This window comes from Methanogenium sp. S4BF, from assembly GCF_029633965.1.
GTDB lineage: Archaea > Halobacteriota > Methanomicrobia > Methanomicrobiales > Methanomicrobiaceae > Methanogenium.
Map to the genome: position 1 here is coordinate 1,903,834 of NZ_CP091277.1, position 13,318 is coordinate 1,917,151.

The following is a 13,318-nucleotide window of genomic DNA, read 5'->3' on the forward strand; positions in this document are numbered from 1 at the left end:
AGAAACGAACAGTGCAGGGCCGAAAGACCGGACCCTGCATTTTTGTGCGTCCACCTCAGAACGCGTTTGCAGGTTTTCGTGCTGCAAGCCAGTCCTGAATCCTGCTGGTAATGGCAAGCACCGCAGGCATCACAAGAATCGCACCCATGAGAGAGAAGGCCACCGTGATCACGGTCACCAGGCCGAAGTTGGCCATGATGGGAAACTCCGAGAGCGTCAGGGCGGAGAAGCCGAAAACCGTTGTCAGACCGGAGATGGTAATCGCGGTTCCGATCTTCTGGATACTGGTCTGGATTGCATCGTGGCACGAAAGCCCCCGTTCGCGTTCCTCATCATACCGCTCCATGATGAGGATCGTATACTCGGATGCGACTCCGATGGTCATCGCACCAAGGGTTGCAGTGAGGATGTTGTACTCCAGACCGAGTACATACATGATGACCGCGTTCCACCCGACGATCATGATGATCGGGATAATCGGCGTTATAGCCGTAGCCTTCCGGTAAATAAGGATGAGGAAGGCAAATATCAGGCCGAATCCCATCAGGTTCATGTCGCTCTTGGACTCGGTGATGCCGTCGATCATGTCACCAAAGAGCACCAGCGTGCCGGTAAAGACCGTAGTCGTACCGGGGTCATTCTCGTACCACCCAAGGTCAACACGCATCTCATCAAGAAGCGCCTTCATACTGTTAAGGTCCAGATCCTCGGTGGAAAACTCAATGACCGCCTCCATCTGGCCATCCGTGTACCGCGACAGGGTAGTCTCAGGAACGAGTTTCAAGAGGGCGGCAATCTGTTCACGGTCCTGCGGAAGGACACCGCCGTTCATCGAGGTAAGGACGCTGGCAATGCTCGTTGCACCGGTGATCTCACTATGCTTCAGTTTTTCATATTCGGTGAATGCATACATCCAGCGCAACGTATCGGGTTCAAAGATGTCGTCACTGCGCACTACGAGTGGTATCGTGGAGGTCGACCCCATCGCACTGCCCAGTTTTTCCATGCTCACCTTGGCAGGCATCGTCGGCGGCACCATCGCCTCCTCTTCGGTGTTGATGACAATCTTGTCATCAAGGGGGATGCCGATCATCGCAATACAACCCACAAGAAGGAGTACTCCGACCGGGTGGTCAGCTATCCATCCGGCTACCTTTCCGAGCACAATGTCATAGCGCTCCATCATGGAAACCTTGTTTCCAGTGCCGTTTTTGTGAGATTTCGGTTCCAGGGGCCGGTAATGCACCAGTTTGGCAAAGGTGGGGACGATGACCAGTGCACAGAGATAGCAGGAGAGAACACCGACCACACAGATCACCCCAAAATCAACCACCATGGGGAACGGTGCCATGGCAAGCGCGATAAATCCAAGCGAGGTGGCGACCATCGCAATGGCAACGGCACTGCCTGACTGGGTGATGGTGGTATAGACCGCCTCGTCAATGGAGCCTTTGCGCACCTCCTCATCGAACCGGGTCTGGAACTGGATGGCGTAATCGATACCGATACCGATCATCACCGGGAAGGCTGCCATCACCATCATGGTGAGCCCGGTGCCGCTTGCGCCCATCATACCAAAGGAGACGATGACACCCATCATCACAATAAATACCGGCAGGAAGCGGTAGCGCACATGTCCGAAGAGAAATGCCATCGCAACGACCATCAACAGCATCGCAAGGCCAATCAGCATCCCGGTGGATGATCCCATCGAGGTCTTCATCTCATCAGAGAATGCCGCGGTTCCCGTAACCGTCACAGAAATTCCGGGCGGCGGAGAATGGGCACTTACCACGGAGCGAATGTTATTGAGGGCGGCGGTAGCGGCGGAGTCGGAGAGACCGGGCTGCACGATCACCTGCATCAGGGTCATTGCACCGGTCGTCGAGGCACCGGGAATGACATCTTTATGCTGATTGACGATGTTTTTTATCTCTGCTTCAGATCCGGGTATCACCCCGCCGTTATAGAGATTAATCAGGTCGATTACGCTCAGTACCGAGACGACCTGATATTCGTTCTCAATATCATCCGAGAGGTCCCGGAGATAATCCAGCATCTCGGGCATATAGACCGCATCACCCTCGAACATGAGAATGACAGAATCAGAGCTATACGTATCCTCATAGTGTTTGATGAGGGAACCTGAGGGTGAGTTGATGTCCACATAGGTCTCGGTGCCGGTCTTCATCTGAACGCCGGACGCAAAGAAGATCATCACCAGGATCACGCCAATGGCTACCGCTGCAACGGTCTTTGGGTGATTGATTATTGAATTGGCCAGAAGGGCAAATGGTGACTGCATGCTATCACTCGGTTTTTACTATTGTATGTGTTCAGGAGATCCACGGATGCAGGGGCAGGCCGAAACACGTGGCCCCAACTGTTGTTACTTAAAAAACAACAACGTCTGAGATATTAAAAGGTGCACACTATGCCAGTTTACCCGGGGAATAGTGCCAAAACGATGGAGACCGTATGAAAGGCAGGGATTATCGGATCATCGAATGATTGAGAAGCCGGATGAGGATTTCATTACCGGCATCGCTAACGACAGTGCATCCTGTGGCGTCCCGAAGCGCGGAATACTTCGGGCAGGATGGTTCAGTTCTGCTGTCGAAAGACCGGAGATCAGGGAGGGCCGCTCCTTACCCCATAGCACGACGGCCTTACACCCATCTATACCATCATTAATACAGAAACCCAATATAAACCAATCTACAGCGTCATCTGACAGAACAATCCACAAATAACAGATCAGAGAGCAGCATAGAGAGCGATGATGACGATGAATACCCCGGAGCTAATCGTATTTGTGCTTTTACTGGGAACGGCATGTATCACCGGAGGTATTGCATATGTGCTCCGGTCCCGGAATGACACACGCGGAACGGTATGGCTCTCATACACCACCGCTTCACTGACCGGGTGGCTCTTTTGTGACGCCGTTATCGTCGCTGTGCCTGACATCACCCTGAAGTTCGTGTTCTCAGGAATAAAGTTCATCTTCATCATCATCACACCGCTTGCGTTCTTCTTCTTTACGCTCGCCTATACCGGAAAGGACGAGGAGATGCAGGTCTGGCACCGGACCGTAATCGCTATTCTTCCGGCAATCAGCATCGGCATTCTGCTCACCAATGCCTGGACAGGCCTGTATTATCTGCAGCTCCCCGACCCTTGGCTCTGGATATTCAACAACTACACCGGCCCATACGGCATCTGGTTCTGGGTACACCTCGTCTACTCCTACGCCCTGATAGCAAGCGCCCTGGTACTTCTTGCAAGCCTTCTGATCTCCTCTCCCCGGCACTTCCGGCGGCAGGTACATCTCCTGATCTTCAGCGCCCTCATTCCCTTCACCGCCAATATCATCTCAATCTTTGTCGTGGTTGGTGCCGAGACTGCCGACCTCACCCCGCTCTTCTTCGCCCTGAGTGCCATCCTCATCTTCATCACCATATTCTGGCTGCGTCTTTTCAGTATCATGCCGTTTGCACGAACCCGTATCATCACCGAGATTCATGAAGGAGTTATTGTTGCAGACGGAAACGGTGTGGTCATTGATATCAACAGTGCCGCCTGCCAGGCTGCAGGCATAACCGAAAAAGCGGCAGTCACCTCATCTGCCGATGCACTTCTGGGGAGAGTATTCGGGACCAGTCTGGCTGATCTCAGAAAGGCCCGTTCACTCACAGTATCGCACACAGACAGTGCCGGAGAAAAATGCTGGTCTGACCTGACCGTCAGCAGGGTAGAGGGATACGACTTCCGGTCAGGTGGGACAATCATCCTCATCCGTGACGCAACACAACGAAAACGGATAGAAGAGGAGATGAAGGCAAATGAACTCAGGCTGAAGATAGCAATGGAAGGGGCCGGTCTGGCCTCGTGGGAGTGGCGTGAAGGAACCGGCTATGTAACCTACGAGAACCCCCTTGCTGACCGTGCAATTCAGAATGTCACCACCATAGAAGCCCTCATGGACCAGATGAAGCACTACCTGAAGAACGGATATGAGGGCGCACTTGACCAGCCGTTTACAGAGATTCTCCACGGGGGAAAGAACACCTTCTCCGTTGAGTTTCCGGTCGGGAACCCGAATAAGGGCCGCTGGATCCAGATCACCGGCCAGATCATTGAACGGGACGAGGCCGAAAGACCCATATGGGTGGTGGGCATCACTCAGGACGTCTCCACGCACCATGCAGCCCGTGCCGCCATTATGGAGGCGAACACAAAGATCAAACTGCTCACATCAATAACCCGGCATGATGTCCTCAACCAGGTGATGGTAATTCGGATGGTGGCAGAACTCGCCGAAATGGAGGCCGAAGGGACGATGAAACCAGAGCTGAGAGAAAGAGTCGCCCAGATTGACCATGCCGCTGCGATGATCGAAGACCAGCTCTCGTTCACCCGGGATTATGAAGACCTCGGCACCTTCACCCCTTCATGGCAGAATGTTGCAGACGTGGCCACACGGGCCAAAGGCGTAGTCAGCCGGACCGGTATCACATTCTTCTGCAATACTGGTACACTGGAAATCTATGTTGACCCGATGTTTCGGAAGGTGCTGGAGAACCTCTTTGAAAACGCCCACCGCCACGGTGGCAATGTGACAACGGTGACCGTGCGCTTTGAGCACAGGGATCGTGAGGCCTGCCTGATTGTGGAAGATGACGGCCGGGGTGTGACGGAGGAGCTCAAGGAGAAAATATTCAAACAGGGGTACGGGCAGAATACCGGATTCGGCCTCTTCCTGAGCAGAGAGATCCTCGCCCTCACTTTCATTACCATCACTGAGGAAGGAAAGGAAGGAGAAGGCTCACGGTTTGTGATGCACATCCCAAAGGGCGGATACCGCGCCTATCGGGAATAGTGCTGGCAGGAGGGCCGGGAAGGGACCATCTGCACTACCATCACTTCTCCTCTTTCTCACAGGAGATCTTTCGCACCGGGAAACCGGGATGACGAACAAAAACGGACACCATTTTCCCTCTGCCTGAAACACCCTTCGATACAACGATATAAGCCTCGAAACAACTTCTTTTCGGACCAGAGAATACAGCAGATTTGTGTGATATTTCTATGACACTCAGTCACCGGCTTCACAGACAACAGTTTCACTCCGCAGACCACTCCTTTATGATAGCAGAAAGACGCAAACACCATATGCAGGGCAGAACCATCCATACGGCCCACAATACGGCCGCAGCTCATTTCTCAGAAGGGGGCGGCGACATCTGAAGGTCCTCCACACTGCCGACTGGCACCTCGGTATGACCCTCTGCGGGCGCCGCCGGGACGCTGAGGCAGAGGCATTTCTCACCTGGCTGGCGGATATTATACATCGGGAGGACGTTGACCTCCTGCTCGTGACCGGGGACATCTTTGACAACGGGACCCAGTCTGCCCGATCCCAGACACTCTATTACCAGTTCCTGACCGCAGCGGCAGCGGCAGGCTGCCGCCATATCATCATCACGGCGGGAAACCACGACTCTCCGGCATTCCTTGAGGCGCCGCAGGAGATCCTCGCAGCCCTCAATATTCATGTCGTGGGAACAGCAGGTGAAGGAAGGCCGGGAAACACCTTTCTTTTGAACGGGCCGGATGGAGAACCGGACCTCATCGTGGCCGCGGTTCCCTACCTCCGTGACAGGGATATACGCCGCTCGGTGCCCGGAAGCTCCATTCATGAGAGAGCGGGCCGGATGAGAGAGGGCGTACGGTCCCTGTACCGTGAGGCATGGGATGCGGCCTGTGCCATGCAGCCATCCACCGGGCCGGCGGTGCCGGTGATCATCACGGGACATCTCTTTGTTGCCGGGGGGACGACCATTGATGGCGATGGCGTCCGCGAACAGGTCGCAGGCTTCATTGAACGGGTCGGCGCGGATATTTTTGCAGAGGAGGCCGCATATGTGGCCCTCGGGCACCTCCATGTCCCCCAGACCGTGGCAGGCATTGAAACCATACGCTATCCCGGATCTCCGGTGCCGGTCGGATTCGGGGAGGCCGAACAGCAAAAGGAGGTAATTCTTGTGACCACCATGCCGGGAATGCCTGCTGCCGTCCGTTCCGTCCCGGTCCCTCAGTTCCACCGGCTCGCCACCATTCAGGGGGATCTCCCAACAATCAGCCGCAGGATACATGCACTCAGAGAGGACGGTGGCCCGGTCTGGGCCGAGGTGATATACGACGGTGCCGCCATTCCGGGTGACCTGATGGGAGAGGTGACTGCGATGGCAGAAGGGACAGAGATTGAGATCCTGAAGGTGAAGGATGCCCGTCTCGTTTCTGCAGCACTCTCGGCATACCAGTCCTGCGAGGAACTTGCAGAACTGACGGAGACCGAGGTATTCGAACGCTGCATGGAAACCGCAGATATTCCCCCCGACCAGCAGGGGCGGCTGATGACCGCATTCCGGGAAGTGCTCAGGGAACTGGACGCCGATGAACCATTCGGAGGGGCGCCGTTATGAGAATCCGGAAGATCCGGCTGAACAATCTTAACTCGCTTGCCGGAAACTGGGAGTTTGATTTCACCGGCGAAGCCTACACTGCAGACGGGATATTTGCGATCACCGGACCAACCGGCGGGGGGAAGACAACCATTCTGGATGCCATCTGCCTCGCCCTCTACGGGTGCACGCCCCGGCTCAAAACCATCAGCAAATCGACAAATGAAATTATGCACCGCCAGGCGGCGGAGTGCAGTGCAGAGGTGGAGATTGCCACAGCAGGCGGGGTGTACCGGTGTACATGGGCACAGGACCGTGCACACGGGAGGCCGGACGGTGCACTCCAGACACCGCACCATGAGATTGCAGATGTGCTCACCGGGGAGATTCTTACGACACGAAAACGTGAGGTGCCCAAACGGGTCGAGGAGCTGACCGGTATGGACTACGACCGGTTTACCCGTTCGGTGATGCTCGCACAGGGTGACTTTGCGGCATTCTTAAACGCTTCGCCTGATGACCGCTCCCCGCTGCTTGAGCAGATCACAGGAACGGAGATCTACTCCAGAATCTCGGTTGCCGTCCATCAGCGGAGACGGGATGAGCAGGATAAACTGAAGGTGATGGAGGCGGAGGGCAGCGGAATCACCCTGCTTTCGGATGAAGAAACAGCAACACTCAGGGAGGAGGAGGCAGCCCTCATACAGAACACAGATGCCCTGCAGGAGGAGATACGAGGCTGCAGAACAGGGATCGCCTGGCACCGGGAGCAGGAGAGAATTGCCCGCGTGATCTCCGAGACGGAACGGGAAGAGGCAGACTGGACCGAAGAACGGGCTGCAGCAGAGGAACCGCTCAGCCGCCTCCGCAAAGGGGAAGCGGCTGCCGCACTGGAAGGGCCCTACCGCCGGGTGACGACCCTCCGGGAAGGTGAGCAGAATGACAAGGCAGCTCTCACCCGGCTTGAAGCAGCACTGCCAATACACAAAGAGGCGGTCCGGCAGGCAGAGGCGGCCGTCATGCTTCAGCACGAGGCGCTTCGGGACGCACAGGAACAGGCAGAACGAACAGGGCCGGTCATACGGAAGGTGCGGGCCCTTGACATGCAGAAGGGGGCCGCGGAAGACCGGCTCCGGGAACTGGTCAGGGAAGCGGAGAGAGCAGACCATGACTGGGAGGAGGCCCGGAAAGAACTGCGGGAGGCAGCAGAAGCAGGTGCCGTCTCCCCGGCAGCAGCTGACGCGGTGGCATGGTTCCTCGCAGAACACCGCATAGCAGTGAACACCACCACTGTTTCTGCAGCACTTACGGGAATCGCTGCACAGGTGGGAGACGCCGTCCCGGGTAATGCCGCATCGCCACTTCCCCCGGACACCGCACGGATATGCACCGATGCAGAAGGAAAGGTTAATTCCCTGGAAGAGGCACTGGACGGGGCACTCTGGTACGCAGATCCTGACGCCCTCCGCAGAGAGAGAGCCGCCTGCCAGGAGCGGATAACCCATCTGAACAGGCTCTTTGACCGCCTCACAGACGCTGCGGATGATGACAGACGGAGCCGTGAACTCGCCGAACGCATCCAGAAGAAGAAAGAAGAGGCCGCAAACCACCGGGCGGCACAGGCAGCCTGCATTCGCGAACGGGAATCACGGGAGCGCCTTGCAGAGCAGATGGAGGAGACTGCCCGCCTGGCCGCACGGGTCCGTGATCTGGAGGAGGAGCGCTCTCACCTGAAGGCCGGGGAGCCCTGCCCACTCTGTGGTGCCACCAGCCATCCGTATGTCCGGGACACAGCGGCGCTGCCCCGTGCAGCAGACGAAGATCTCAGACGGGAGCGGGCAGCTGTCGCCGCACTCAGGGACACGGAAAAAACGCATCTCTCGGCGATCGCACGGAGCGAAAGCGAGTCACTGGCTGCACAGGAGGCGCTCGCCGCCATCCATGAACGGGCGGCACACCGGGAAGAGGCATGGGCGGACGGGTGCCTGGCCCGCGGCCTTGATCCGGATACACAGGACCGGGAGGGGGAGGTGCGGGCTGCTCTCAGTACCGCCGGTCAGAGAATCGAACGCTATGATATGGCAGAGAGGGCCATCCGGGCACTCAAAGAGCAGACACGGGCCATCCATACCCTCATCAGGTGCTTCCGTCAAGCGATCCAGAGATTCGACGCCGCAAAGGGCTGTGCGGTACGCACTGCCATGCAGCAGACAGACCTGTACCAGCTTAGGGAGAAACGCCGGGAACTCTTCGGGGACGCCAGCCCGGACGAGGTCGAACAGCAGTCCTCCCGGACAGTTCGGGAGAAAGAGGCAGTCTATAAAGCGGCGCAGGAACTGCACCGAAAGCTTGTACAGGAGTATGCAGGGCTGGAAGGAGAAGCCAGAACCCTCCGGACGGCTATCCGGACACAGCGTGAGGAGCGGGAAGAGGCGGAGCAGCAGTTTGATGAGGCAGTATGCAGTGCCGGATTCTTCGCAGAGGATGACTTTGCAGCTGCCCTCCTTGCACCGGATGAGACTGCAGCCCTCAGAGCCGTACGCGACCGTCTTGAGCGGTGGCAGGCAGGCCTTGCGGCACGGTATACGACCGCACTGAGAGAAGCGGAGGTGCACCGCTCCTCAACCGGCCCGGTGAAAGACGAAGAAGCCCTCACCGAAGATCTGCATGCACTCACCACAGCCGAACAGGAAGCCAATACCCGGAGAGGTGAAGTCCTGCAGCAGCTCAGGCGGCAGGAAGAGGAGGAGGCCAGGTATGCCGGACAGCAGGCACGGATTGCTGCGCAGCGAACCGAGACCGCCCGGTGGGACGAGCTCCATGCCCTCATCGGGTCAGCAGACGGGAAGAAGTTTCGCAACTTCGCACAGGGCCTCACCTTTGCGGTGATGATCGCATCAGCGAACCGCCAGCTGCAGGCGATGAACGACCGGTATCTCCTGATTCAAAGCCCGGAACTGCCCCTGGAACTCGCGGTAACAGACAACTACCAGGGAGGCACCATCCGTTCGACGAGAAACCTCTCCGGCGGCGAGAGTTTTCTGGTGAGTCTGGCACTCGCCCTCGGCCTTGCCTCGATGGCATCCGGCAGGATACAGGTCGATTCCCTCTTTCTTGACGAAGGATTTGGAACACTGGACGCGGATGCCCTCGAGATGGCCCTTGCCACCCTCTCCTCCCTGCGTGATCAGGGAAAGATAATCGGTGTCATCTCCCATGTGCCGGCCTTACATGAGCGTATCGGAACAGTCATCAGGATTAAAAAGGAGAGCGGCGGGAGAAGTACGGCGAAAGGACCGGGCGTGACTTGGTGTGGTGCCTGAGGTAAAGGGCCGGACATACACGGAAATACTCCGACACTCTCCGTCAAAGAGGCGGGAGATCAGCTCATCTTTTTTCGGTGACGGGAAATCCCTGAATGTCAGGTACCCCCGCCCTCTATTTTTTTCGGTATTGATAAACAGAGAAAAAAAGGAGGGGTAATTAGCGACGAAGCAGGAATGCAGCACCCAGAAGACCAACAACCATGCCAAGGGGAAGCGCCACCACCGGGAATTCCGGTACACAGGTAGGCCTGTTTATATACGAAACGTCAGGCTGAATTGTCTGATAGGATATCTCATCAGAACCGGCGCTGTTCTGTGAATCGATCATATCCATTGCACTTACCGCGGAAATGGAAAGGCACATCAATAGCACCACAATGAAAATACCACTTTTTCCCATTTTGACCATCTTCACACACTGAGAGGGAGAGGCAGGCAACTGATGTATACCGGCTTTCCCCGTGGCCTAGTGATGCAAATAAAATAAAAAATGATATGCGAGGCAGTATCACACAGCACTCAAACGTGCTAAAATGAAAACGAATAACCTCCCATAATCCACTAAACTCTCAGAATATCATTTTGAACGTTTAGTGGCAGATATCAGCCCCGAAGGCAATTATAAGTGACAATATGCGAGTCAGACGCCATCACAGAATCAGCTACCGATCTGCTCTCCGGGGAATGTCGACAGACCGCCTGAGTGTCTCCCGGACGAGCAGACATACACGCCCCGCGGAAGGGAGGGATGCAGATTCCCGTATGGTGTGGGCGTCCCGGATATCAGGGCCGATGGCGATGATGTCTGCTGCCGGTATCTTCTGTGCAATCCAGGCGGTCTCAAGGCCGGCATGCAGGCCACGAAGACGCATCTCCCCGCCAAAGAGTCCACGATACGCCGCCTTCATGGTTTCACGGATGGGAGACTCCTCCTGGTAGTGCCAGGATGGTGCGACACCCGGAATGAAAACCGTGGCCCCCGTTTCTCTCCCCTGCTGCCGGAACGCATCGCCCAGTGCTGCAAGGGCCGCATCATCATTGCTGCGTGCAGAGAGGCCAATCATCAGGACACCTCTATCCTCAGAGACCGTTGCCGGGTTGGATGAGGTGGCGACGAGGTCCGGGATAACCGGATCCATCGCACAGACACCTGCGGGCAGGCCGGCCAGGAGAGAAGCGGCTCCGGCTGCGATCTCCGGGGCAAAGACATCCTCCTGCGGTGTCGCCGGGAATATGCGTATCCGCAGGTCGGGATCTGTTTCGCGATATCTTTCCCGGCAGGCACGCTCCTCCTCACGGATGAACCGGACAGCCTGTTTCACTGCCACCGGATCAAGGCCGATGCAGGCCCTCGCCTGTCCGGGTATCACATTATCCCGCTCACCGCCGGTGATCGAATTAACCGCACATCCGGTCTCTGCCATGAGCCCCGATAGCAGGATTCCCAAAAGGGAGAGGGCATTGGCCCGTCCGGAACCAGCCTCAATCCCTGAATGGCCGCCCCTGCCGCCGGCCACCTCCACGGTCTGCCAGCTGACGGCACCCCCGACACGGATACGATGGGCAGGGAAGGTGAACCCCACAGCCATCATCCCTGCCGAACTGGTGGTGATGACGCCCTCTTCCTCATCATCGAGGTTGATTATTGTCGTCCCGGCCAGCCATGCGGAGTCGAGGGCGGCGGCGCCGTGCATCGTCGTCTCCTCTTCTCTCGTTGCAATAAGCTGGACAGGGGGGTGGGTATTTCCCGGATGCTCCATGAGGTGCAGCGCTATTGCGAGACCGAGGCCATTATCTGCCCCGAGGGTGGTCTCACGTGCCCGGATGATGCCGTCCTCTTCGTACCAGTCAATGCCCTCACGGGCAAAATCGTGATCGGAGCCAGGGGCTGCCACACAGACCATGTCCATATGCACCTGCAAAACGATCACGGGTGCAGCCTCCCCTCCCCCATTGCCCGGACGGGTGATGAAGACATTGCCCGCTGCATCCTCATCTGCTGGAAATCCCGCTGCTGATGCCCGTTCCATCAGAAAGCGGGCCACACCGCCTTCATATCCGGAACAGCGGGGGATTGCCGCAATCCGGCCGAATATCTCGCGTATCGCTGCTGCGTCCGTCCGGCTGTCACCTTCGGCTGTATGCCCTTCTGTTGTCAACTCGTTCACCTGCTAAAAGAAGAGATAAGCACCATCCCTGATGATGATTCCCTCCACAGGGTGGCTGTTTCGCACGGTTCTGATCCAAAAACATCATCGGAGGCGGTGCGTCCGGACCATTTTGGCAATCTTACCAGTAAAGACACCATATCCCGTATCCATAGAATAGCGATGATAATTCGTGCAGAAATGCGACTGGAGTATATGCAGGAAAATGATAAAGAGGGTGATTACTCTTTCATCACTCTCTCTTTCTTCCAACAACAGTTACCAGAAACAGTCCGCCGATGAGCATCACCGGGAACAGGAGAGTCGGGAATTCAGGGGTCCCAATCGGATTCTCTCTCATAGAATGAAGATAAACCCCTGCAAAGAAGATATTGTCATCCATTGAAGGGTTGATTATGTCGATGACAACCTGTGTATCACCCTGGTTTACAAACGGAAGCAGACTGTACAGCTCATCATCATAGCGGGTATCTGCCAGAGGTTGTGCATAGGGATCTGCAGGATTGGCAGTGCTGTCATCCAGCCCGCCAACCGTTAATAATGCACCATTGGAAGGAGAGGCATCCGCACAATCGTCACTCCCTCCTGCCCACGAGGAGAGCCGCTGACCGTTAACATCAATCAGACTGAACTGTTCGTCATCATCCTGATATCCATAGGAGAGACCAAGGGAGAAATCGAGGGCAAGATTTGGATCATTCAGATCGATTGGGTTGGCAAAAGTAATCGCAAACGAGTCTCCCGCCACATCCTGAGCACCGAAGTACAGGATGACCGTATTGTCATGATCCTGTGCCGGATCGTCAAAGATCACAACAAGAATTTCTCCGTCTACCACAGTTGAACAGAGCTCTGTGATGACGAAGTCAACCCTGCCTGCCGGGGCAGCATCAATCTTTCCCTGAACAAGAGCGGTTACATCTGCCCAGTAGTTCCATGAAGAGATACTGCTGGCAGTTTCAAGATCCCATGTGACCGGGGCGCCATCAATCATGACACCACCGTCAGGGATTTTGTATCCGCTAAATCCTTTGCTTGCTGCTGCCAGATAGGCCTTTCGCACGACGGCACCTGCCGGTTTTTCTGCCTGAATGATCGCACCGTTTTCACCATTTGAGCCAACTCCATCGATTGAAACCCATATCATGCCGATTTCCGTGACCACCGGGGAAATGGCACCCGCACTCGCACCCACCTGCGACATTTCGAACGCAATGTCATTCGTTGATGCAACGGCATTATCGTTCGTTCCTATTCCTGCCGAAACAGGCTGCACCAGAATCAACAACATCGCCATAACCACCATCATGACAATGGCATTTGGCCTCACCCATGCGTTACGTCTGTCCGAGAACAT

Annotated in this window: 8 protein-coding genes; 3 read left to right on the forward strand and 5 right to left on the reverse strand. The window is 56.3% G+C overall.

Features of this window, described 5'->3' with window-relative positions; all coding sequences use genetic code 11:
* Positions 1-55 precede the first annotated feature (55 nt).
* Positions 56-2,305 (reverse strand): hydrophobe/amphiphile efflux-3 (HAE3) family transporter, encoded by a 2,250-nt coding sequence (locus L1S32_RS09225; RefSeq protein WP_278154782.1) that lies wholly within the window; start codon positions 2,303-2,305, stop codon positions 56-58.
* A 195-nt stretch (positions 2,306-2,500) separates the two neighbouring features.
* Entirely contained in the window at positions 2,501-2,662 is a 162-nt protein-coding gene (locus L1S32_RS09230; protein ID WP_278154784.1) for a hypothetical protein, read from the reverse strand.
* 117 nt (positions 2,663-2,779) lie between these two features.
* On the opposite strand from L1S32_RS09230, the gene L1S32_RS09235 reads away from it, so the two are divergent.
* The 3 genes from L1S32_RS09235 (at position 2,780) to L1S32_RS09245 (ending at position 9,790) form a co-directional block, all read left to right on the forward strand.
* The gene (locus L1S32_RS09235) at positions 2,780-4,882 is read left to right on the forward strand and encodes a histidine kinase N-terminal 7TM domain-containing protein (protein WP_278154786.1); all 2,103 of its coding nucleotides are present in this window, start codon (positions 2,780-2,782) and stop codon (positions 4,880-4,882) included.
* Positions 4,883-5,246: 364 nt separating this feature from the next.
* Positions 5,247-6,488: an exonuclease SbcCD subunit D C-terminal domain-containing protein gene (locus L1S32_RS09240; RefSeq protein ID WP_278157078.1), complete on the forward strand. Its 1,242-nt coding sequence runs from the start codon at positions 5,247-5,249 to the stop codon at positions 6,486-6,488.
* Positions 6,485-9,790, forward strand: coding sequence for an AAA family ATPase (locus tag L1S32_RS09245; protein WP_278154788.1), 3,306 nt, complete (start codon positions 6,485-6,487; stop codon positions 9,788-9,790). The genes L1S32_RS09240 and L1S32_RS09245 overlap by 4 nt, the downstream gene beginning before the upstream one ends.
* 160 nt (positions 9,791-9,950) lie before the next feature.
* On the opposite strand, the gene L1S32_RS09250 is transcribed toward L1S32_RS09245, so the two are convergent.
* The 3 genes from L1S32_RS09250 to L1S32_RS09260 all read right to left on the reverse strand — a co-directional run bounded on the left by L1S32_RS09250 (position 9,951) and on the right by L1S32_RS09260 (position 13,318).
* Positions 9,951-10,127, reverse strand: a complete 177-nt coding sequence (locus L1S32_RS09250; protein ID WP_278154790.1) for a hypothetical protein — start codon at positions 10,125-10,127, stop codon at positions 9,951-9,953.
* Between the two features lie 328 nt (positions 10,128-10,455).
* Entirely contained in the window at positions 10,456-11,952 is a 1,497-nt protein-coding gene (gene pepD / locus L1S32_RS09255; protein WP_278154792.1) for a beta-Ala-His dipeptidase, read from the reverse strand.
* Between the two features lie 241 nt (positions 11,953-12,193).
* Positions 12,194-13,318 carry a hypothetical protein gene (locus L1S32_RS09260; RefSeq protein ID WP_278154794.1) on the reverse strand — a complete coding sequence of 375 codons (1,125 nt, stop codon included), beginning with the start codon at positions 13,316-13,318 and terminating at the stop codon, positions 12,194-12,196.